The following is a 21,421-nucleotide window of genomic DNA, read 5'->3' on the forward strand; positions in this document are numbered from 1 at the left end:
TGACAAGGAATATCCATGGCTAAGAAGAAGTATGATTGGGAAGAAGGTGCAATTCTTGAAGAACACTCAAGGAAGAAACATCAAATACTTCGCGATTATTTTTATCAGTACGTAATCACACGATGCAAGCACCCGCAGGTCAGAAAATTTCGCCTGGCTGTGGTAGACGGCTTCAGTGGTGCTGGACGATACAAATGCGGCACTGCCGGTTCACCCATCATCTTTGTGGAAGAACTGAATCGAGCGTTAACTGACATCAACACTTACAGGGCAGTTAACAATTTACCCCTCGTGGATATTGAGTGCAGTCTTTTCCTCAACGATGCTGAAAGAATGGCAACTAGCATTCTGGAAACAGTCCTTAATCCGATTATTGTTCACCACAGCGTCTTAAACAGCCGGCTAAAAATCCAAGCACGCTACTCGACTGAGTTGTTCGAACACGCTTATCCAAGAATCAGAGCCCAGATTAAATCGGAGAAATACCCGAATATAATCTTTAACTTGGATCAGTGTGGGCACAGCCATGTTGATACTGCAACCTTGATCGACATGATGAATCTGAATGAGTCTGTGGAGGTGTTTTACACCTTCGTCATCTCTTCGCTATTGGCCTTCCTGAAGCAGCACGATCCGAAAACGCTATCGAGCCAATTGGCATACTTGCAGCTGAGCAGCAAGGATTTCGAGATCCTTGAAGAGAAGCAATCGAAGACAGCGTGGCTCGGCGTGGCGGAAAACATCGTCTTCGAAAATTTTAAGAAATGTGCAAAGTTTGTCAGCCCTTTTTCAATCAACAACCCTAATGGTTGGCGATATTGGCTGATACACCTGGCCAATTCGTATCGTGCTCGTCAGGTTTACAATGACCGGCTCCACCAAAATAGCGAGACTCAAGCTCATTTCGGCAGATCTGGCCTTAGCATGCTTGCGCATGACCCTAGCGAAGGTAAAACACTTTACCTCTTCAATGAGTCGGCTAGAGATCAGGCAAAAGACCAGCTACGGGAGGACATTCCGAAATTCCTCCACGACTCGGCACCCGCCTTATCCGTTAGGGATTTTTTCGAAAGGATCTATAACAACACTCCAGCCCATAGCGATGACATCAATGCTGCGTTACTCGGCAGCAACGAGATCGAGATTCAAACCGCTACCGGTGGAACAAGACGCAAGGCCAGCCAAATCCATACAACGGACATCATCGCCTTCAAAAAGCAACGAAGCTTCTTCTTCCCCAAATGATGTGGTGGGTTCAAGCATAAGAGCGGGAGTGAATCAACCTGGGTGCCTGCAACTGGGTAGATCAGACTTTTGAAGGCAGGTCAGAGGTGTTCAATAGGGTTCGATTCACTGACACCATGGCCCCCAGGTCGGCGGTTTCTCAACGACGTCAATTGAGGTGCTGAGCTCATCCTGCATGTGTTCAAAAACTCTATCGAGACTTGGATGAGCTTTCGACTCTCGCAGGGCATTCACTAACGCCAATAGCTCTCGCCCTTGAGCCACAGGCATTTGGATGTCGCAATACACGGTGTCATCGCTGTCTCGTTCCACGTCTATTCTCCGTCCGCATCAATCCAGCTTTGGCTTAGTGCAGGCAGCTCTGTGTGCCTCTAGATGCTGCATCTCTGCTTCCCAACTCGCCAGGAATTTATCCCAGTCTGACGCGTATGGCCCATCAACTAACCTAGTCGACCCGATGCTTGCTTGGTGGAAACGCTCTCTCCAGGGTTGCGGAATAGTCTGCTCCAAAATGATGTCGATTCCGGAGTTATGGCGCATCACCAAGACAGAGTTACGAACCTCAATGAGTTCGAGTGGCTTATCGCTACAAGGGGTATCGTTTCGCTCTTGGTCATCGAGATCATTGAGGATGGTAAGGAGCTCGGATGCTGTGGGATCACCAGGACGGAGGCTTGCAAGCGCCCACAGAACTCTTCGCCTAGTTTTCTCACGCTCGCGGAGTAAATCGCAGGTCATTTCAACCTCCTTTTCACAAATATGGGCGGTGGTTATGGCGTGCCGCCTTCGGCGGATGGCTGGCGTGAACCGAGCCACGGTAAACCGCGTCTCGGCCCTTCGGGCGCTCATCCTGCACGCCTGCGCGCTCCGCTTGCTAACGCGCAACGCACCGGCATTCTGACTGTGTTCAATTTTCAGCGAAATTGTGGGGCAAACATTTCGCTTTTACCGTCAGCCGCGAACATTACTCCTTATGAAACTTGCTGAAGCGACTCGACAGCGTGGAAGGGGCGATAATTTCCCACGATTCCGGCCTCGAGGTGGCACTGAAAATTACCCAGGCACGCCAAAGGAAAAACAGCGCAACCAACCCTGCTTCAACTATCGTAACCACAGTAGCGTTATACATATAGCTTTGATCTTGTCCGAATAAGAAGATTAGTGCGAATAGAGATGGAAACCAACCGATGAGAAATACCATGCAGAAGGCGAGAGCGGCGGCGCCCGCCAAAATCATTGGCACCATAAGCCTAAAGGAAGTAGCGAACATTTTCTCGCCACTTTCTTTTTGAACACCATATATTACACCAATATTTTTTTCTTTTTTACTACTGTTCTTGAACATCCCATAAAATGTCACATTTTGGCCAACCTCTAATTCTTCGTAAATTTTATTGGTCAGTGTCAAATTAGGAATTACCGACCCATCAATACTGACCTTGGCTTTATAGCCACCATTCATGGGCATAACAGATCGGACATAGTCGAGTTTTCCGGAAACTTTTACGCAATCAAACTTCATTACAACGTTTACCTTGTATTCACGTAATAGAGTTCTGGGGCAGTTGAAATCTACAGTTTCCCCAAAATGTAAACATGTCCCGGTAGCAGGGAGGCGCGTCCGAATACCCTGCTGTGGGGAGCCTCTGGCGTTAGCCTGCGGGTCGCCGTTGCGTAGGTGATATCAACCAGCCATACCCATGGCTGAATATATTAGATGGAATGGGTTTTAGCAATGTGGCCTTATCCTCGCATTTGGAGATTCCAATGCTTGCTAGGGACTCACTTGCCGCTGTCCTACGCGTTCTCAGACGTGTACGTGATCTGAAAGCAGAGGATTTTTCGACTAGCATCGATCCCACTCACGTGAACAACCTTGAAAACGGTAAAGTCAGCGTATCGCTTGAAACGCTCGAGTCCGTAGCAAAGATCCTTGACCTCCGAACCGTCTCGTTGCTGGTGCTTGCAACAAGTCTTCGCGAAAAAATATCGCCTCATGAGTTACTGGCCGAAGTAAAAAAGGAAGTACGCGAGTTTTCTTCGCCACGATTTTTGGCCGATTTCGCAAGCCAAATAGAAAATGGCGAGCTGGTACGCAGACCGTCGGGAGCTCAGGTTTCCCAGAAAAAATTGGCTGCAGTACGAGAGTGCAAGGTTGCGGGTATGACTCAGCGTGAGACAGTGATCAAGCTCGGTTTACCTGCCTCCACTGTGCAGCGTTACTGGCACAAGAAATAGCTTTCTCACTACAGTGCTGTCGGGATGCTCTGAGCTGCGCACACCTACCATTCCTGACTTGACCACGCAGAACACTTACCAAAGCGTTCTGATATCGTTGGGGCAATAATCCATTGGCTCTACGTCATAAACCGCCAATATCAGAAATGGATGGGCGCGCTGCGTGCCAGTCTGTGAGAGTTTTCGATGAAGCATGTCAGGCTAATCAGGCACGGTGAAAGCGCGGCCAACGCCGGCAAAGCCAGCCTGGATCACGCGAGCATCCCTCTTACGCAAAAGGGTGCCGAACAAGCGCGCCTAGTGGCCGAGTCATTCGTCCACGCCCCAGATCTGATTGTTGCCTCTCCGTTTTCCCGAGCCCAAGCAACGGCGATGCGGACAGTCGCTGCTTTCCCTTCAGCGCCGTTCGAAATATGGCCCATTCACGAGTTCACCTACCTTGAACCTGCACGATGTGCCAACACGACCGTTGCTCAGAGACGAAACTGGGTCGAGGCATATTGGGCCAAGGCAGACCCCGCGTTCATGGACGGGGAAGGCGCAGAGTCGTTCCTAGAGTTTATAGCTCGAGCTCAGTCTTTCCTTGATCGACTTGCTGAACATCCCGCCCAAGACATCGTAGCGTTTTCGCATGGTCAGGTTATCAACGCCGTAGCCTGGCTGATTGAGCGCAAACCGCTCGGCATTGATGGCGATGCTATGGTGGACTGGCGTAAGTACGAGATCGCAAACCACGTGCCCAACTGCGGTGAGTGCCTGCTTTCGAAAGAACCCGACGAAGCCGGTTGGAGAGTCAGCCGGTCAGCCCCTGAGGAGCCACGAATGGATGCCGCTTGGGGCGTATCAGGCAGAGCCTACCAAGCGGTTCGTGATCCTGAGCGCCTGCTCATTGAAGAGCGCGCTGAAGCTCTCGCAGCTGCAGGCTATCCTCTGCCACAGGATGATCCGGCTATGTACGCTGAGCAACGGTTGCAGGAGGCAAAAGCGGCTTTACGCCTATCATCCCCACGCCCTTCTGATAGAAAACTGTAGCGGGAGTGCGGGGAGTGACATTAGCAAGAGGTGTCACCTTGCTGGAAACACCTCCTACACATTCAACGACGAAAAATGCGATTTATCAGGATCAGCGCTGCAGCACCTATCGCGAGTGCGGCGACCGGTTTTTCCTTCAAGAACGTAGATACGCTGTCCAGTGTATCGCCGTAGGTTTTAGTCATCTGACCAGCTGCTTGATGGCCCGCACCTTCAGCTTCCATCTTCGAATCACCAATTAGTTTCCCGACTGCGCTCTGCGCCTTGCCGGCCAGCTTTTCTGCTACACCTTCTACTTGTTCGCTCTTCATGATTCATGGACGAGCCCCCTGAAAGACAGGACACCGTTTCCCCCTTAACATAAGGGATAGGCAAACGACTGTGTATATGACTAATAGAAACGATAAGGGTGGGGAGCTTTTGGGTCAGGAGCGGCGTCGCCGCTGGAGCCCGGAGCAAAAACTGGCCATGGTTCGCGAGAGCCTGCAACCGGGGCAAAGCGTCTCGGTGGTGGCTCGACAGAATGGCGTGAATGCCAACCAGTTGTTTCAGTGGCGCAAGCTCTATCAGAGCGGCAGTCTCTCGGCTGTCAGTGCTGGGGAGAGCGTGGTGCCCGCTTCCGAGCTGGCCGATGCGCTCAAGCAGATCCGCGAGCTACAGCGCATGCTTGGCAAGAAAACCATGCAGGTCGAGATCCTTCAGGAAGCTGTGGAGATTGCTCGGTCGCGAAAATGGATTGCGCACTCACCCTTGTTGCCGGGGGACGACCAGTGAAGCTGATCAGTGAAAGTCTCGGTGTAGCGCGCTCGCAATTGACGGTTCGACTCAACCCAAATGCTCAGGTCGAGCGGCGTCGCCCTGCGCTGGACGATGCCGCACTGGTCGAAGAAATTCAGGCTGAAGTGAGTGAACTGCCCAGCTACGGGTACCGCCGTGTGTGGGGGTTGCTGCGTCGTCGGCGTGAAAAGCAGAGTCAGGCGCCGATCAACGTCAAGCGGGTTTATCGCGTCATGCGCGATCATCAGTTGCTGCTGGAGCGACGGATTAAACAACCGGGTGTGGCACGCCGTCACGAAGGCCGAATTGCCGTGGCCACCAGCGATACCCGGTGGTGCTCGGACGGGTTTGAGTTTCGCTGTGATGATAACGCCAAGCTGAGCGTGACCTTTGCCCTGGACTGCTGCGACCGCGAAGCCATCGGTTGGGTGGCCAGCCCGACCGGGTACAGCGGCGACGATATCCGTGATCTGATGCTGGAGGCGGTGGAAAAACGCTTCGGTGAAGAGGCGCCTGCCACCCCGGTGCAATGGCTGAGCGACAATGGCTCGGCCTACATCGCTGAACAGACACGCCAGTTTGCCCGACAGATCGGTTTGCAACCGGTGACCACACCGGTGCGTAGCCCGCAGAGCAACGGCATGGCCGAGAGCTTCGTCAAAACGATGAAACGCGACTACGTCGCGCACATGCCCAAACCTGACCGGGAAACAGCCTTGCGTAACCTGACGATTGCCTTTGAGCATTACAACGAGGAGCATCCGCACAGCGCGCTGAAATACCGTTCACCACGGGAGTTTAGGCGTTTGGCAGCGGCATCAATTTAACGGGGTGCAGGTGTCCGGTTTGATAGGGGCCAGTCCAATTCATCAGACCTTCGTGTGTGAGAGGGGAGTTCCATACAGACTTGGTCGAGTGGCTACCAACACGACTTTAGGGGCGTGCGTCTGATGATTAGTTCAATGATGATGAGCTGTAGGGAATGTCAGGAAAGCGTCTACTCGTCACCCCTGACTCGCGATGTTGATTTTTTAAGGAGCCCACATAAATGCCCAGTGAATACTCCCTGTCAGACGTTCTGGAAAGGATGTATCAAAACCAGCTCGCCTTGGAGGCAGCAATAATGGAGTTGACCCTCCACGTAGAAGCGCACGGTCATGCGGATGTAGGAGATAACGTCCGGGGCGCCTTGGAGGCAATCGGCGAGAACGCAGGCCACATAAAACAGGGCTTTGCGCGTCTCAGCAGGCTCCCATGACTCAGCCGCTATTTGATTTTGATCTCAAACGCGTTTCCCGTCCGCACTACATCACTGGAAAGGCCGCCATCAATTTCCCGCATCCAGGAAGCACTACAGGTGGGTGGCATTTCCTATCGTACTTCGACCGAGAATCTGGCGTAGCCAAGGTTTCGCTCGCAGGCATTCACTATCCTGACACTACCAGTTTTTTCAGCGACGAAGGCATCGTTGACGTCACTGAGCATATGGCGAGGCTTGGCTGGTCTGTAGAAGGTCGGCAGCTTTACATGGCGGATCACTATCGAGCCACCGCCGACATGATCGCGAAGTGGACACTGAGCGAGTCCGAGCACTGCAATGTTGTGATTAATGAGTGGTTCCCATCCCCATCAGAGAAACAACGACTACTCGAGATACTGGAGGCGGCAAAGCCCAAGCTCTTCAAGGTTGGCAGGCTGCACAAAGTGGAGGCTTGGATAAGCTCGCAGTAAGGGCACTACCACGTTCCTGAAAGCAGCCCTCAAGTCGGTGCTGGTATCAACATTTGACGGTCTGGGCAGAACTTGGGTTTGCTAATACACTCCGAATGAATTCGGAAACGCTGGCTATCAACCGGCTGAGGACATTAAGAGTGAACGTAAATTGGGAAGGTTTGCTACCGATCCATGGAGAAATAGTCGTCGTAGAAGACGATCCTACGTTACGGCTGCTCATGGTAGACATCGTGTCTGAGATCGGTGCAACCGTACGGCAGTTCGATACAGCTGATGTGTAGTGGTCTAATGAAACCGGACACCCATTTAGGCGAGAATGCTCGCCAGATCGAGGTGTCAGATGACCAAACAACGCCGTGTGTTTTCCGCTGAATTCAAACGCGAGGCTGCCGACCTCGTACTCAAGCAAAACTACAGCTACATCGAAGCCAGCCGTTCACTCGGTGTCGGCGAATCGGCCTTGCGCCGTTGGGTCGATCAAGTCCAGAAGGAACGCCAAGGCGTTACCCCGCAGAGCAAGGCGCTGACACCGGAACAGCAGAAAATTCAGGAACTGGAAGCTCGTATCGCTCGACTTGAGCGAGAGAAATCCATCTTAAAAAAGGCTACCGCGCTCTTGATGTCGGAAGATCACGAGCGTTCGCGCTGATTGACCAGCTGAGCGTCCACGAGCCGGTTGATTGGCTGTGCAAGGTGTTTGAAGTCACCCGCTCGTGTTTCTACGCCCAGCGTCTCAGACGCCGGACTCCTGATGTTGAGCGGCTTCGGCTACGCAGTCGGGTCAATGAACTGTTCACGCAAAGTCGCAGTGCTGCGGGCAGCCGCAGCATCTTGTCGATGATGCGTGAAGACGGTGAGCAACTGGGCCGGTTCAAAGTACGTAGCTTAATGCGCGAACTTGAGCTTGTGAGCAAACAGCCTGGTTCTCACGCCTATAAACGAGCGACGGTTGAACGACTGGATATCCCGAATACGTTGAATCGGGAGTTCGATGTCCCCGCGCCCAATCAGGTCTGGTGCGGCGACATTACTTACATCTGGGCCCAAGGCAAATGGCACTACCTGGCTGTTGTGCTGGATCTTTGTGCGCGTCGGATAGTGGGCTGGGCATTGTCGGAAAAGCCGGACGCCGAGCTGGTTATCAAGGCGCTGGACATGGCCTACCAGCAACGTGGAAGGCCTCAGGGGTTGCTGTTTCACTCGGATCAAGGGTCGCAGTATGCGAGCCGTTTGTTCCGCCAGCGGCTCTGGCGTTATCGAATGCGCCAGAGCATGAGTCGCCGAGGAAACTGCTGGGACAATGCGCCGATGGAGCGGGTATTTCGGAGTTTGAAAACCGAATGGATTCCAACCACGGGCTACCGAACGGCCCAAGAGGCCCAGCGCGACATCAGTCATTTTTTGATGCATCGGTACAACTGGATTCGGCCCCATCAATTCAACGCTGGGCTCGCGCCAGCTCAGGCCGAGAAAAAACTTAACGTCGTGTCCGGGATTAGTTGACCACTACAGTCACCACTCGGCGGAGATATGAATTTTTCAGGATGTTGCGCAGAATAAGTTGCAAGTGCCCCGAGGCTGTAAAGACCGCATGTGTAACGGTGGGTCGCGGTTGTGTACGTAAGCGCGGATAATTCTGGTTCTGCATCATGGCTTCACATGAAGGCATCCATTTTCGGACAAGGATTTGCTATTCCATTGGGGCTTGAGTCGAGCCAAACTTGCTGGCGATGACTACGAAAGATTTGTTATAGAACTGCGAGGGAATGCAATGCGTATCACCTACGACGATTACACACCCGTTGAGCCGCTCTCAGAGCTCACTAGCCGTAGCACCAGCCATTGCGCTGAGCCTGAAAGCTTTTTCAAAGGAGAAAAGAAGAAGCATACCGGACGACAGGAAGTAATCGATCAACCGCCCAGGTTGGTCGTTGGCGATTACCTCGGGTGATGTTGGAGAAATCCAGGTGTTGAATGAGTGCCAGCGTTTACATACTTTGAAAACGGAGTGTTTTGGTAAAACTTGACCTGAATGGGACGACTTGTTGCTGGAAGGTCTGATGGCTCTATCAGGAGTGGATTGCATAGGTAACGCATTGGATGCGGGCTATTGACGACGTGCCCCGCCTCGCACCGCTCCTGCGAATTATTTCCCATGTCCTGCTGGGTTGGCGCGTTCGCAACGCTGGAACCATCCAAATCGATGACGGCCTGGAGTGCGAGATTAAATTAAGGCAGCCAGCGACTTGAATTAAACCTCACGCCCAAGGTTGGGACAGCCGAAATTCACGTATCGAGCCCTCTGCCTTTGAATGCGCTCATAAACGCTGTAGCGGAGAAATCAGAGGCGTTGAAAATCTCCATCTTACGTCCTTGATGCATCGATAGGATGACTCGTGCCATACCTATGTAGTGATCAAATGTTGTCTTTAAAAAAGTGTGTCCCATTTGCCTTTGCAAAACTTGAGCGACAGCATAGTTGAACAGTATTTCATTGGATTTCAATAAGTCGTCTCCGAATGATCTAATAATATATTGGGTCGGCCACCAGTTTCGGCTGTCGTAGAATCGAATGTTCTTCCTTAGGTTGCTATTGTTAGCCATCGCTTTTTTCTTGGCTGCAACTGTACGACCTGAAATAGTATCGGGTGTGACAGGACGGCCATCCTTGTTGAGAAATAAAACCGAAAGCGGAGGTTTGGTGCCGTAGCGCTTACGATATTTTTTGGCACGCTCTGCATAGTAGGGTTTGATATAGTTTTCTTCCAATGCCTGCAGGGCGTCTCTGTGAATGAGAATGTCTCTGGATTTGTTGCCTTTGCTATTGCTTACTGCGTAGTTAACGGTCGATTCCTCAAATGTCATTGATGAATACGGCATGATATGACTGTTGTCACCATTACCAAAGTAGGGGAAACGACATAAATCCATAGGGCGCATTGCGGTATCTAATGCAAAATGAAATAGCGCCGCGTAAACCGGATCTGAGTAGCTCTCCATCAATTGTTTGATTTCATATGGAGTGATCAGTTGGTCACTTATCGACGCTTGGCGGTTTTCTTTGTCCAAGACGCGAATGCTAGTTGAATCGAATACTCTGATCGCTTTGTAGGAGACATATTCCTGGTATCTCGCACTCTTGAATGGAGGGATCCAGTTCTTCAATAAAACGTTAACGCCAGTGTAAAAGTTATTTTCACTCAGCCAGCGAAAATAATTCATCAATAGCTTAGCTTCATCAAAAATAGTCTTAGAGGACGGTCGTATAGACTCTTTAGACTTACGCTTGATCTCACGGAAAGTCTGCCACCTCTTCACATTTTTATTGTGCACGTGGAGATGGTACTCACTAGGGGAGAAGCCTTGGAAATCTTCAAGAGTAGAAAGATACCTGTAAAACATAGAGATTACGCTAGCGTACCTCGATGATGTTTTTTTAGATTGCCTGGTTTGAGATTGTAAGAATAGATTTGCATGGCTTAGTAAAATGCTGTGCTTTGTGGTTTCGTGAATTAGAATGAAATGTGATACTTCTCTGTTGGAATCAGGGTTAATATAGGATACATATTTTTTCGTGATGATGATCATGCTATTTTCCATTATCCACGCTGAAGTAAACGACACGATCCACACCCTTGGAAAGGTGCACGTAATCAGCTTTTTCAGCATATTCAAGCTCTTCTAAAGGAGCGCTTGATGCTCGAAACTTTCGCTGCGCAACGGCATCGGCAATAGTTCTGCATTCAGGAACATATATAGAGGTTTGAAAGCTTTTTGGTATCTTTCGAAGGTGGTTCTTGAGGTCTGCAGTATCGAATATAGGAAGTCTCAAGACTATTTCGTCTGATGAGTTTGGAGGAAGTCTTTCTAAGAAGTAAGGAAGGTCGCACAAAAATTTATCAATGAATATAATTAAGTGAATACTTTTGTCGGCAAAGTCGTTGAGCTTTACAAACTGACGCTGGATTTTTTCGTGCTTGGATTCCGAATAGGATTTGTAGTCTTTGTTTTTTTTGTAGGTGGCGTTCGCTGATTTTAGATCAAGGTCGAGTATGATTCTGGATCCACTTAACAATGTTAAATCGTTTTCGGTTTTTTTAATTGTAGAATTAGTTAGCCGTGCTTTGAGCTCATTTATCTGTGCTGTATAGCTGCTGATTAGGCTGCTTTGTTTTTCAAGGGTAACGTTAATATTGCTGTTGTCAAAGCTGATGAGATCGCCCTGCATTAGCGAGGTTGTATAGCGTTCGCGGACAGCAATCAGTTCTGCTTCATGTTTTTTTTCAATATTTTGCAAGCTTAACTCTAGGTCGGTAACGCGTTTCTGAGCGTTTAGAAGAAGTTGCGTCACAGCAGTAGGTTCGTGGCCAGGCAACAGGTCATCGATGTTTCTATTGCCTTTTATATATTCTACTAAGTCGCTGTAGTATCTTTGCAACGATTGACGGCTTATTCCTGCTTCATCTGCAATTTTGCCAACGTGCAGTTTTTTTCCTGCAGCCGAATAGTAATGATCTACTATTATTTTAATCAGGCGGTTGCGGGTTTCTGAGCTCATATCAAACCTCAGCTAGCGAAATGAGAGTACCCTGTTTTTCCATGCGCTGTTGTTGCGTATTATCAAAATCAGGGTGGTGGGTATGGAAAGTGCTCAGCGTCAGATTGTCCAAATGAAAACGGTATGATTTGATCTTGCGAATAATTTCATTCCTGGTGCGATCAGGCAAGGTAACCGCATCGTTGTCCAGAATCCTTTGATAGAATTTGATATTGTCCGTTAGTGCAGTTCGCGCCTTGCCTACAACTACGATTTTTCTGCATTCATAATGGCAGTTGGATGGATCAGGCTTCGGGATAGCGTCGCCGAAATCACGACCTTTGATGCATGGAGGGAGGTTGTCTTGACGAAACTGCTCAGCAGTCACGCAATAGGTACCGACAGCCGTCCGTTTGATGAATAGTGGTTTTCCGCCCGCCAAGAGGTTGGACACGTAATCGAAAACTGAAAGCGGAATACGCCGGCCTTCAAAATCGTCGAGCTTCGCCGCCATTTGCTCTGATATTCGAATCGCTGTTTGACCGGAATACGAACCTTCACGGATGGCGGCAATAATTTCTTTGAGTTCTTCGGTAAAAGAGTGTTCTATCGTCATCGCCACTGTCCGAACCATAGCCGGGTTGCGCGCAATATATTGCATCGTCATCTTGAAAGTTTTATGGCCGAAAAGCGCTCGGATCAAGTCGATATTGCGTTCGTCCTGGTTGATCAAAATTTCCGCAATGGTTTTTCGAAATCTGTGAACGTGTAAACGCTCAATTGGTAGTTGTTCGCGAAGCTGAGTGATAATGTGATCAAGGATCTGTGGGGTAAACTGCTGAATTTCATTAGGCATCCTCTTGCTTGCATTACTGCGAAACAGCCAATGCCGCTGACTTTTACGACCTATGTTGCGAAGTTTACTGTACGCTATAGCACTTTGAGCAATAAAGTCCGGCAACGGTAAGTGTTCGACTTCACCGTTGTAGTTAGGGTCATTCGCGGTTTTAAATCGCACAATGCGTAACCAGAAATTCCCTGTGCCTTCTGCATTATCGTTGGTGATGTCGCTAACACTTAACGGAGCAAGCTCGGAAGCCCGTGCCCCGCTAATTAAGGCAATCATTATGAATATGGAGTTTCTGACATGATCCAGTGCCGTGTACCAGTTGGTTTTCCACGTATATAGCCAGTTATTTCCTGCCCGCTGATGACTCGTTTTTGTACGATTTAGCTCCATAACCGTACGTCCTTCCACCACTACGCGAAACTTCTTCTCAAGCTCTTCGTCAACCTTTGATCGAATTGTCTTGCCGTTCGGATTTGCTTTAAGGGCTGCATCAATATGTGGTTCCAGAAGTGCAAGTTCTGGTGCTGCTTTCTCAATCCAAAAAAGTGCATATTCCATAAGGTGTGCCAGTTCGTTCTCTGAAAAAGAAACCCAGGTCTGATATGTTCCCTTGAAGACATTCATCATGTCCGCTTTACGCTCAGGGCTTTCCATCTTGTTCAGCGGAACGGTGATTCGGAGCTCTTCGGGAATCAGCCCATTTTCAGAAACGATTATCCAAAGTTTCAGGATTCGATACAGTCCGAAATATTGATATGGGATGTTGGAGTTCTTTGCCCTGTCAAGCGCTTCGTTGATGAGCTTGGAGCTTATAAGTTCAAGGTGCGCTGTATTCACCTCAAGATGAGTATCTATGAAGAGGTATTTCTCAAGAGCACTGAAGTCATTGCAGTACGTGAGCGTTGACTTGTTGCTGTTTATGCCATGCATCAGGGAATTTTCAGGGAGCAGATAGAATGATAGCGCCCTTTTGAGTTCGTTCGCACCGGGAACCACATGCTCGAAACGGATGGAAATTACGTCAGAGAAGCGATGAGTATCAAGCTTCCATGCTGTATCCAAATAGAGGGATGACGGGGTAACAGGGAAGTTTCCTCCACTTGCAGAAAGCTTGTCGATCAGCTCACTTCGATGCACCTGAGAGCTATGTTCTGTCTCAAGTAGAAGACTTTCTAGCTCTTGTTCAGCAGCATCAAGTAAGTCAAGTTCAAACTCATCCACGAGAGACTGTGCGTATTCTACGTCATTCATTCAAGTCACCGGTTTTAAAGATCAGTTTTAGATCACGCATTTCTCGGGGCAAAAGAGGAGAGTTTGCTGCACGATAACGTATTGCTTCTTGAATCGCATCTTCATCGTTCCAGTTCTCTAGGATGACCTCAATCTCTTCCTGCTCTGCCTCGAGTTGTGATCCGAACTCGGTATATGCCCTGTCCCGAAGAAGTTCGCCAATATGGGAAAGTCGCTCGATCAAAAAGGGAAGGGAGTCTTCCAAGATCCTTAGTCTACTGCAAAAAATACAGTGTTCCAGTCCTACACATTTAACACCCTCATCTAATTTCACTGCTCCAGGCCAATCTGGTTTATGACGATCACTACAAGCCCACAGCGCCTTTTCAAAATAAGGGAGGTGGATTATGCTCAAGTCCGAGTTGGCTATCTGGCTTGCCTGCTTACACAGCAAACCTTGGAATTTTCTGGCTCGAAGTAATTCTACTATCCGTTCCAGTGCTGATCGAAGGCGCTTTGTACGTTTGGCACGTGCGACTGGAGAGTTATCATAAGACTCATCCGTAGTATCACGTGATTCGTGCCCCATCATTTGTGATAGAAATGCGTATGGGGTATGTTCCGCGTTATAGTACAGCCATGTCGCCCGAAGCCTACCTGTTAGATTGCTGGCGCTGGTAATTCTAGCGCCATTTTCAATGACTTCGTGTAACGACAAAAGTTGATTGACTGCATAAGCAAAATCCCCGCCGTAATCTATCGCACCTGCTGCTTGGCCCTCTGCGCGAGCCCAAGCATTCAAGGGCCTTAGAAACGCATACATACTGTTAACTGGCTTGTTTCTTAGAGGATCTATTAAATGCTCGACATAGGCGGCAAGCGGAGCTGAAATTTCCTTGGATAACAATATCAAGTTATATGTTGAGTACGGGTTGTCACTGTCTGACGTTGATAACATCTGTTTGGGAGCAAAATATGGTAAGTTTGCGCCTTGGCCTCTGTTCTTCTCTGCAAAGATCAATTTAATATTTTCTTCAATGGCAGAGGTGAGGCCGTGTAGGAAGTTGTTTTTGTCGATGTCAACTACAGTCTCTTTGTTCCAGCCAGCTTGAAGCATCATGAATAATACTAGGCCGGCTATGTCTTTGGAGTTTGGGTAGTAAAGCTCCATGTGTTCATCCATGGAGAGCATCATTCCTTCCGTGTCGCCCCATTTTTTGTTAAATATTGAGCGAACATATGATAATTTGTGAATTATCATTTTTACAGCGTCATCAAGATTGTCATAATTAAATAGTGTGGCGCTGCTGTAATCAATCGCAAGACATTCTCGGCTGAATTTTAGCGGATAGCCGTGTCCGATTAACGTTTTGACCACACGATGCGGATCTAGTTTGGTGTTCCACCATCCCTTGCCGCTGGTGGGGTGCGGATCGTAATCAGGGGGAACAACGACATCTTCTCCTGAACTCTTGTATAATTCTGCAAATAGCGCTAAAAAATCAGGGTTTTTAGAAAGTGTGGATATTTCGGGATCAGCGCATTTATCTAGTCGCGCCATTAGCTGAGCTTTTACGATAGGCATGTTGCTCAAAAGCCGATGTTTATACCAGGTAAATATGTCTAGCTTGGTTAGACGTACTATCCAATGATCTTGTAGCTCTTCGAGCGTGTAAGGAACAGCATTATCAATTTCGTATCTTCTCGAGACCATTTCACGAAGAGACTCGACGATCTCCTGTGTTGCTTTGGTTAGCGTTGCTACCCCATCTTCGGATAAAGGTTCGGTGTCGGAATTACGATTGATTTTCAGATTTGGTAAATTGAGGCTTGGGATGACACCGGTTTCTCTAGCTGCGATTAGGATGCAAGACTTTAATTTTGAGGCGTGAATGGCCCCTTTCCCGATCTTATTCAGGTGCTGTGCAAATTTTTTAAATAGACTAGGTGTAATGTCTTTGATATGGCGGATTTGCAGTGGTAGAGCATGTTTTGCGTTGTATAGAGACATGAAGTCAAGGAAGTAAACGATTGCCAGGCGCAGTTGATACGCCCATGCTGAAACTCTGCTAGGTGCACACTTCACCATGATGTAGTGAAAGCTGAGGCATATGTTTGTCGTTGGATCCCAGCTCGGATGATTCATGTAGCTGCAGAATACAGATACGCCGTTGGAAGCATTCACTGCTCTGATCGGCAGTTCCGATATAACGCTCGCTTCGTCTTGGCCGCCTTCTTCCGGGCGCGCTCCCGCCTCTACTGCAAGGCCTCCGGTCATTTCCTTTTGGGTCGCACCGCCGCTGTATTCAGTTGCTAGCGAAGAGGTTCTCTGACTGCCCATCTCGGTGGTTTTTAGCTGGTCATCGAAAGGCTCAGTCAAGGTAAGCCTCGCCCGACGGCAGCCCACTGAGATCCTCTAACCAAGCATTTGAACCGCTCGCATGGGATGGATTCGGTCGCACCGCTCCCCCAAAAGCCAAGGCCCAACCTAAGTCCTTTGGGCTTGAATCCCGCCACCGCGCTCTAACCAAAGCTTTCATACCTCACTCCCCAAGCGTTTACATTTTTTGGATAGTAAACTAAATATATTTGTTTACAACATGTTAGAAAGCAAACTAAGGTTTGATCTTTCTTCTGCTGGGGTTGCAGTTGCCCGACATCATCAAAGCCGTCGCCAGTCATGAAACCTCGATGTGGCCAACGTTGCTGTACCGCTGCCTGGACGTGCTGGCGATTTTTCTGGTGCTACTGGTGCTGCGTTTTGTCTGGGTGCAGAGCGTTTGGCGGTTGTCCGTGCTGTTACGGCGCTGGCGCGGCAAGGCCGAGCCGACGCTGCTGCTTACCGCGCGCGCCTGTTGGTTGCTGACGGTTGGCGGTGTGCGCGGTGCGGTGACCCTGGCGGGCGTGTTGTCGGTGCCACTGCTGCTGGGCGGCGATGCATTTCCCGAGCGGGATCTGCTGATTTTTATCGCCGCGGGCGTGATCCTGCTATCGCTGATCGCGGCCTGTATTGCGTTGCCATTGTTGCTGCGCGGGATCGAAAAAGGCCCCGACGACAAGCGTCGCAATGAAGTGCGAGAGGCTTGGCGCAAGACGGCCGAAGCGGCCATTCATTCGCTTGAGACCGAGGACGCTAGCCCTCAGGACGCGGCGGAAGCAGCGTTGGCAGTCGAACTCAAGGCCCGAATCATGTCCGAGTATCGTCATCAACTCGAGGTTTTTAACGATTCCGCCGAAGCCCAGGCGTTGGCATTTCAGATGGACTTGCTGGAACGACGTTTACGGTTGAAGGCGCTGCGGGCCCAGCGCCTGGAGCTCTACAGCCTCAGTCGTCATCACCAGATTGGGGATGACGTGTTACGCGAGGTGTTGGGTGAGCTGGATTTGAGTGAGGCGAATCTTGGTCAGGTGAAATAAGCGTGACATTGATGCCGCCTGCCGGTGAATCACTTTGGGTAAGCGTTGCGCACAGTTGCGATGTCTTTTGTGCTGAGTGTCAGGTTTTCACGCTGTTCCCAGCCACCGGTAGTGGTTTCTCGGGAAACGCTGTAATGCATGACGGAATGGCGGTCGTAATCGCCGTAGGTAGTATTTGCAGAACGCGATAGCGGAAAAACATCACTGTCTACGACTTCACGACTCCAGCCAAATTTTTGTTTATACGATGCATAGACTTTTGGTCGGTCCCATGGAATATCGGCGTCAGGATGTTGATGCTCGTGATGCAGGCCCAGTACATGGCCGAACTCGTGCAGCACAACATAATCAAACCTGGGGTCCGTGGGGTCGATATTCAATACCATGGTTGGACGGTGCGGTGCTAAAGTCAAAGCGTCCGTCCCGATCGCGGAAGACCCTCCACCGTCGCCGAGAAAATTGATATAAATTCGAATGTCTCCCACTTCTCCTGAAATGAAGTTAACTTTAAGGTTGGTATGTTTCAGCCACTTTTTTGCAATGCTTTTGATTTTTTGGATGGTTTCCTCATCTTCGTCATACATGGCAATATTGAGTGTGCGGCCCGCACGCCAGTATTTGGTGTGAATGCCGACACTTCTTTTTGATCGGCGGGAGTTGTTGGTCGGTTCGTTTTCTTTTCGCTCGGTAGTGGCGGCTTCAAAGGAGTCGCGCTCGTCGATGTTGTGCAGGGTACTGCAAGGTTTGTAATTCATTTTTTAGCCTTGGTATTTAATAGAGTTATGTTAGGTGGCTGAATAGCGTTACGCTGTTGTTGCAGGGTTAACAGGTTGTGAGTTGTGTGAGCTTGATTTACTGAGCTTGAACGGTCGGGTAAGGGTAGGCTTTGGCCATGAACGCCTTGTCTTTTTCGCTGAGCACCAAGTTAAGATCAATCTTGAAGTCACCGTGGGTCCAGCCCTGACGGACGGCGTAGTGCATGATGGACAGTCGATCATAGGCCGAGTAACTGACTTCACTGGCGTCCAGACGATTGAAGTACCGCGCATCGATAATGGTACGGGTGTAATGATCTTCGTCAGCGAACTCATCAGCGCTATGTGCCTCGTAGACCGCTTTTTTGTTCCAGGGAATGTCAGCTTCGGGGTGTTGGTGCTCATGTTGGGCACCCAGTACATGCCCAAATTCGTGCATCACATTGGCGGCAAAAAATGCAGGCCAAAGCCTATCCGGCGACAGGCCCATGGTCGGCCCCTCAGTCTCCAGTAGAGCATCGGTGCCAATACTCGACCAGTAGGTGCCGGGCGTAACGGCAATGCGGATGTCACCCTCGTTGCCTTCGACGAACTCGAACTTCAGGTTGATGTGCGGCAACCAGTTATTTGCGGCGGCTTTGGTTGCATCCCTGAAGGCTTGATCTCCGTCCAGAAAGGCAATGCGCAACGTGCGACCCGCAGCCCAGTAGTGAGTGTGCTTGATGACGGCGCGTTTGCTTCGACGCGATTCTGTGGTGTGACCATTTGCCGGGTTTTCGCCGATTGCAACTTCATAAGAGGCATTAATGTCGTCGGGGTTTTTAATCAGGCAGGCGAGTGCATTATTCATGTAAAACTTCCATGTTTTTGATGTGGGGTGTCTCGGTTTCATTAGTGAGACTGTAAGTTTAATGTTTTTGTATTGCTTTTACTTTGATGCGCTGTCTGTCAGGAATAAGGTGAAGTGCTTGGTTTTGGATAAGCGCTGCGGCTGTTTTTTCGGTCTGGCTTGCTGGCTCGAAAGTTATCATCTGCTTGTCAGTCACCCAGATTCAGTTCTTTAATGGCTCTGTAGTGTATAACTAAGTCCCTGTCGTAAGGCTCGCTAAGCGTATGGTAAGTTGGTGGGGGTGTAAATAAATTGAAGTCCAGGTTTTGGTTTCTATGTAAGACGAGTTTTGCTCGGTAATCGTCTAGGTGCGTATATCTCCTTGTACTTCGTGGTTAAAGTTGAACGTCAGATTGGTGGAATATTACAATTGTCTGATAAGAATTTCAGTTTGGTCTTTTTAGACGCTCAGGCAAGGCGTCGAAAAAAATAATATTACGCGTCCGTCCATTTGTCAGGATTTACTTCGAGTGCTGGCCGAACATTTATGTCGTGTGCCAGCTCCTGATGTTATTTCATTGTTTGTATTTTCTTCTGTTGCTGCTGGATGATATGTCTATTCGTTAGACGGGTTTATTAGTTTGCAAGGGCTGTGGTTTTTTATTGCTGATTTTTATGTGCGTTAAAAAAATACCTAATTTGTTTAGGTGTTTAGTTTGCAATGAAAGGCTAAGCGAGATACGTCAGGTTGTTAAGTTGAAATATGAATCGAGTTATTACTTGACGTCGATTAAACCCGCACGGCATTGCGCCGTGCGGGTTTTTATATCGGACTACTTATAATTTTCGAGTCCTGAATTCAACACATAAGTGCAACGCTCACCCCTGCATAAACTTCGTAAGGTGTCTTCCAGCCCAGGCGTTTGCGAGGGCGTAAATTGATCTGCGCGACCACCCGGTTTACAGCGGCAACGGTTAGTTTGCTGAAGTCACTGCCCTTGGGGAAATACTGGCGGAGCAAACCGTTGGTATTTTCATTCGTACCGCGCTGGCAGGACGAATACGGGTCGGCAAAATACACCCTACAACGACTCTTGTGCGCGATGCGCTCATGGCCGGCAAACTCCTTGCCGTTGTCCAGTGTCAACGTATGCACCACATGCCCATTGAACTGTAAATTGATCGCCCGAGTGACTTGGCGGCGAGTTCGACGCTTGACTGGGTAAGCACTCAGATAGTCGCTTTTACGCTCAACCAAGGTGACCAGATTACCGCCCACCCCATGCACCCTGTCACCTTCCCAGTCCCCCAGCCGTTCGCGGGTTTCGACCTCAGCAGGGCGCTCGGTGATCGACACCCGATTTCGCAACTGCCCCCGCCGATCATGGCTTCCATAGCGTTTACGGTAGCGCTTTCGACGGTGCCGTAGATGCGTATACAGCTCGCCGCCGCCCCGTTTGTCGGTGGCAATAAACCGATAAATCCACTCATGGCTGACCGCTTGATCCGGTTTCTCTTGCTTGAGCCGATGAGCAATCTGCTCCGGGCTCATTCCATGCTTGAGCCATATCGCAAGGTGATGACTCAACCAGGCAATCGGCTTGCAAAATTTACGGGCACCCACACGGCGGACATAACTTTCTTGGGTCGCACAAATCGCTTTGTAAATGTTTTCAGGACGGTTGCGGCGAACCTCACGGCTGATCGTCGAAGGATGCACTCCCACCTGTTTAGCAATGCTTGCTTGACTCTCTTTAGCCCTCAGGCCGGCTTCAATCTGGTAACGTTGGCCCTGAGTCAGCTGCCGGTAAGGCGTGGTCATCTGCGCTTGAATCCTTTGGTGTGAGAGCCTGGATTCTACCGGTGGCTGGCTCTCTGCCTCTCGTTTCAAACGTTGCACTTATTCTATGAATTCAGGGGGTTAAAGGTGGGGCATTATCGGCCGCTGTAAAGTTGGTCGGCTAATTTCGCATCGCCTTTGGAAATTCGTGAATTTAATTTGCTGTGTGTTCCATCCAGCGTCCAATTGGCTGCAATGGGATAGTGCATGACTGATTCGCGGTCATATGGTGAAGTTCTTGTGTGGCTCCGCTCCAGTTTTCTTAGAATATTGTCGTGGATACGACTTCTCGGCCAATTTTGGGTATTTGCAATGTGTTCATAGACTGCATCTTCATCCCAAGGAATATCCGCGTCGGGATGTTGGTGCTCGTGTTCCAGGCCGAGAGCGTGACCGAACTCATGCAGTACAGTCGCAAAGAACTGTTCATCGAGCCCCCTCCACTGCAGTTGCATGGTGGCTTCACCGGCGGGTGCTGTAAGCGCATCAGTGCCAAGATAGGACCAGTTTCCACCGTCTGGATGTTTCTCTGTAATGCGTATCTCACCTTCCGTGTCTGCCACGAACCGGATCCGCACATCAAAGACGTGAGGTATCCACTGAAGGATGGCGCCTTTTACCGAATCGATAAACCAAGGGTTAGTGCTGAGGAAGGCGACTCTGAGGGTTCTGCCGCGTTTCCAGATTTTCGAGTGGGTTGCAACTCCGCGCTTTTGACTGCCACCCGGTGATGGTGGAGGGGCGTTGTCAGCGGTTTCGTTTATCGCGGCCTCGTAAGACGCCTGGTGATCGATTTCGATGCAATGGCATAAACTGATAGTGGTCATTCTCATCTTCCTTGAGAGGTTTATGAATTGTGAAGGTGTTGATGTTAATAGTGTGTGGGGCTGGATGTATCCAGATGCATACCGCCAATCAGGCGGGTGAAAAATATATG

At 49.6% G+C, this 21,421-nt stretch carries 17 protein-coding genes and 2 pseudogenes; 8 read left to right on the forward strand and 11 right to left on the reverse strand.

Features of this window, described 5'->3' with window-relative positions; translation table 11 throughout:
• The first annotated feature begins 15 nt into the window (after positions 1 to 15).
• On the forward strand, positions 16 to 1,245 hold the full coding sequence (locus RHM68_RS05285; protein WP_322220870.1) for a three-Cys-motif partner protein TcmP: 1,230 nt from the start codon (positions 16 to 18) through the stop codon (positions 1,243 to 1,245).
• A gap of 105 nt (positions 1,246 to 1,350) precedes the next feature.
• On the opposite strand, the gene RHM68_RS05290 is transcribed toward RHM68_RS05285, so the two are convergent.
• Both RHM68_RS05290 and RHM68_RS05295 read right to left on the reverse strand, forming a co-directional pair.
• Positions 1,351 to 1,557, reverse strand: coding sequence for a hypothetical protein (locus RHM68_RS05290; protein ID WP_322220871.1), 207 nt, complete (start codon positions 1,555 to 1,557; stop codon positions 1,351 to 1,353).
• 652 nt (positions 1,558 to 2,209) lie between these two features.
• The gene (locus RHM68_RS05295; protein WP_322220872.1) at positions 2,210 to 2,767 is read right to left on the reverse strand and encodes a hypothetical protein; all 558 of its coding nucleotides are present in this window, start codon (positions 2,765 to 2,767) and stop codon (positions 2,210 to 2,212) included.
• A 344-nt stretch (positions 2,768 to 3,111) separates the two neighbouring features.
• Here RHM68_RS05295 and RHM68_RS05300 point away from each other — a divergent pair, with 344 nt between their 5' ends.
• Together RHM68_RS05300 and RHM68_RS05305 are read left to right on the forward strand one after the other, a co-directional pair.
• Positions 3,112 to 3,483, forward strand: coding sequence for a hypothetical protein (locus RHM68_RS05300; RefSeq protein ID WP_322220873.1), 372 nt, complete (start codon positions 3,112 to 3,114; stop codon positions 3,481 to 3,483).
• 186 nt (positions 3,484 to 3,669) lie between these two features.
• Positions 3,670 to 4,278 (forward strand): annotated as a pseudogene (locus RHM68_RS05305) (histidine phosphatase family protein); the annotation flags it as partial.
• A gap of 299 nt (positions 4,279 to 4,577) precedes the next feature.
• On the opposite strand, the gene RHM68_RS05310 reads toward RHM68_RS05305, so the two are convergent.
• Complete coding sequence (locus RHM68_RS05310) at positions 4,578 to 4,826, reverse strand: CsbD family protein (RefSeq protein WP_322220874.1); 249 nt, start codon at positions 4,824 to 4,826, stop codon at positions 4,578 to 4,580.
• Between the two features lie 76 nt (positions 4,827 to 4,902).
• On the opposite strand from RHM68_RS05310, the gene RHM68_RS05315 reads away from it, so the two are divergent.
• From RHM68_RS05315 to RHM68_RS05330, 4 genes are all read left to right on the forward strand, one after another.
• A protein-coding gene (locus RHM68_RS05315; RefSeq protein WP_322216042.1) for an IS3 family transposase occupies positions 4,903 to 6,119 on the forward strand; the annotation gives its coding sequence in 2 pieces (ribosomal slippage) (positions 4,903 to 5,248 and positions 5,248 to 6,119; 1,218 coding nt in all).
• 221 nt (positions 6,120 to 6,340) lie between these two features.
• Complete coding sequence (locus RHM68_RS05320) at positions 6,341 to 6,550, forward strand: hypothetical protein (RefSeq protein WP_322220875.1); 210 nt, start codon at positions 6,341 to 6,343, stop codon at positions 6,548 to 6,550.
• Positions 6,547 to 7,023 (forward strand): hypothetical protein, encoded by a 477-nt coding sequence (locus RHM68_RS05325; RefSeq protein WP_322220876.1) that lies wholly within the window; start codon positions 6,547 to 6,549, stop codon positions 7,021 to 7,023. Before RHM68_RS05320 ends, RHM68_RS05325 begins: the two co-directional genes overlap by 4 nt.
• Before the next feature lie 343 nt (positions 7,024 to 7,366).
• A protein-coding gene (locus RHM68_RS05330) for an IS3 family transposase (protein WP_322220497.1) occupies positions 7,367 to 8,529 on the forward strand; the annotation gives its coding sequence in 2 pieces (ribosomal slippage) (positions 7,367 to 7,619 and positions 7,619 to 8,529; 1,164 coding nt in all).
• Between the two features lie 783 nt (positions 8,530 to 9,312).
• Here the strand turns inward: RHM68_RS05330 and RHM68_RS05335 are convergent.
• From RHM68_RS05335 to RHM68_RS05350, 4 genes are read right to left on the reverse strand one after another with little or no spacing between them, the layout of a single operon-like run.
• A complete protein-coding gene (locus RHM68_RS05335; RefSeq protein WP_322220877.1) occupies positions 9,313 to 10,614 on the reverse strand; it encodes a tyrosine-type recombinase/integrase in 1,302 nt (433 codons plus the stop codon).
• A gap of 1 nt (position 10,615) precedes the next feature.
• The gene (locus RHM68_RS05340) at positions 10,616 to 11,584 is read right to left on the reverse strand and encodes a hypothetical protein (protein WP_322220878.1); all 969 of its coding nucleotides are present in this window, start codon (positions 11,582 to 11,584) and stop codon (positions 10,616 to 10,618) included.
• A 1-nt stretch (position 11,585) separates the two neighbouring features.
• Entirely contained in the window at positions 11,586 to 13,664 is a 2,079-nt protein-coding gene (locus RHM68_RS05345) for a tyrosine-type recombinase/integrase (RefSeq protein WP_322220879.1), read from the reverse strand.
• The gene (locus RHM68_RS05350; protein WP_322220880.1) at positions 13,657 to 16,023 is read right to left on the reverse strand and encodes a hypothetical protein; all 2,367 of its coding nucleotides are present in this window, start codon (positions 16,021 to 16,023) and stop codon (positions 13,657 to 13,659) included. Before RHM68_RS05350 ends, RHM68_RS05345 begins: the two co-directional genes overlap by 8 nt.
• Positions 16,024 to 16,262: 239 nt before the next feature.
• On the opposite strand from RHM68_RS05350, the pseudogene RHM68_RS05355 reads away from it, so the two are divergent.
• Positions 16,263 to 17,060, forward strand: a pseudogene (locus RHM68_RS05355) (Na+/H+ antiporter); the annotation flags it as partial.
• Positions 17,061 to 17,089: 29 nt separating this feature from the next.
• Here the strand turns inward: RHM68_RS05355 and RHM68_RS05360 are convergent.
• From RHM68_RS05360 to RHM68_RS05375, 4 genes are all read right to left on the reverse strand, one after another.
• Entirely contained in the window at positions 17,090 to 17,815 is a 726-nt protein-coding gene (locus tag RHM68_RS05360) for a M12 family metallopeptidase (protein ID WP_322220881.1), read from the reverse strand.
• 97 nt (positions 17,816 to 17,912) lie between these two features.
• Positions 17,913 to 18,665, reverse strand: coding sequence for a hypothetical protein (locus RHM68_RS05365; protein ID WP_322220882.1), 753 nt, complete (start codon positions 18,663 to 18,665; stop codon positions 17,913 to 17,915).
• An 838-nt stretch (positions 18,666 to 19,503) separates the two neighbouring features.
• Positions 19,504 to 20,466: an IS30 family transposase gene (locus RHM68_RS05370; RefSeq protein WP_322220883.1), complete on the reverse strand. Its 963-nt coding sequence runs from the start codon at positions 20,464 to 20,466 to the stop codon at positions 19,504 to 19,506.
• Positions 20,467 to 20,579: 113 nt separating this feature from the next.
• Complete coding sequence (locus RHM68_RS05375; protein WP_322220884.1) at positions 20,580 to 21,311, reverse strand: M12 family metallopeptidase; 732 nt, start codon at positions 21,309 to 21,311, stop codon at positions 20,580 to 20,582.
• Positions 21,312 to 21,421: the final 110 nt, after the last annotated feature.

Origin of the sequence: Pseudomonas sp. DC1.2 (genome assembly GCF_034351645.1) — a bacterium.
Classification (GTDB): Bacteria; Pseudomonadota; Gammaproteobacteria; order Pseudomonadales; family Pseudomonadaceae; genus Aquipseudomonas.

What these genes read in the sequence shown, in the direction of transcription:
- RHM68_RS05285 (WP_322220870.1), top strand. Translation starts at nt 16, where the DNA reads ATGGCTAAGAAGAAGTATGATTGGGAAGAAGGTGCAATTCTTGAAGAA.
- RHM68_RS05295 (WP_322220872.1), bottom strand. Translation starts at nt 2,767, where the DNA reads ATGAAGTTTGATTGCGTAAAAGTTTCCGGAAAACTCGACTATGTCCGA.
- RHM68_RS05310 (WP_322220874.1), bottom strand. Translation starts at nt 4,826, where the DNA reads ATGAAGAGCGAACAAGTAGAAGGTGTAGCAGAAAAGCTGGCCGGCAAG.
- RHM68_RS05320 (WP_322220875.1), top strand. Translation starts at nt 6,341, where the DNA reads ATGCCCAGTGAATACTCCCTGTCAGACGTTCTGGAAAGGATGTATCAA.
- RHM68_RS05325 (WP_322220876.1), top strand. Translation starts at nt 6,547, where the DNA reads ATGACTCAGCCGCTATTTGATTTTGATCTCAAACGCGTTTCCCGTCCG.
- RHM68_RS05335 (WP_322220877.1), bottom strand. Translation starts at nt 10,614, where the DNA reads ATGATCATCATCACGAAAAAATATGTATCCTATATTAACCCTGATTCC.
- RHM68_RS05340 (WP_322220878.1), bottom strand. Translation starts at nt 11,584, where the DNA reads ATGAGCTCAGAAACCCGCAACCGCCTGATTAAAATAATAGTAGATCAT.
- RHM68_RS05345 (WP_322220879.1), bottom strand. Translation starts at nt 13,664, where the DNA reads ATGAATGACGTAGAATACGCACAGTCTCTCGTGGATGAGTTTGAACTT.
- RHM68_RS05360 (WP_322220881.1), bottom strand. Translation starts at nt 17,815, where the DNA reads ATGAATTACAAACCTTGCAGTACCCTGCACAACATCGACGAGCGCGAC.
- RHM68_RS05365 (WP_322220882.1), bottom strand. Translation starts at nt 18,665, where the DNA reads ATGAATAATGCACTCGCCTGCCTGATTAAAAACCCCGACGACATTAAT.
- RHM68_RS05370 (WP_322220883.1), bottom strand. Translation starts at nt 20,466, where the DNA reads ATGACCACGCCTTACCGGCAGCTGACTCAGGGCCAACGTTACCAGATT.
- RHM68_RS05375 (WP_322220884.1), bottom strand. Translation starts at nt 21,311, where the DNA reads ATGACCACTATCAGTTTATGCCATTGCATCGAAATCGATCACCAGGCG.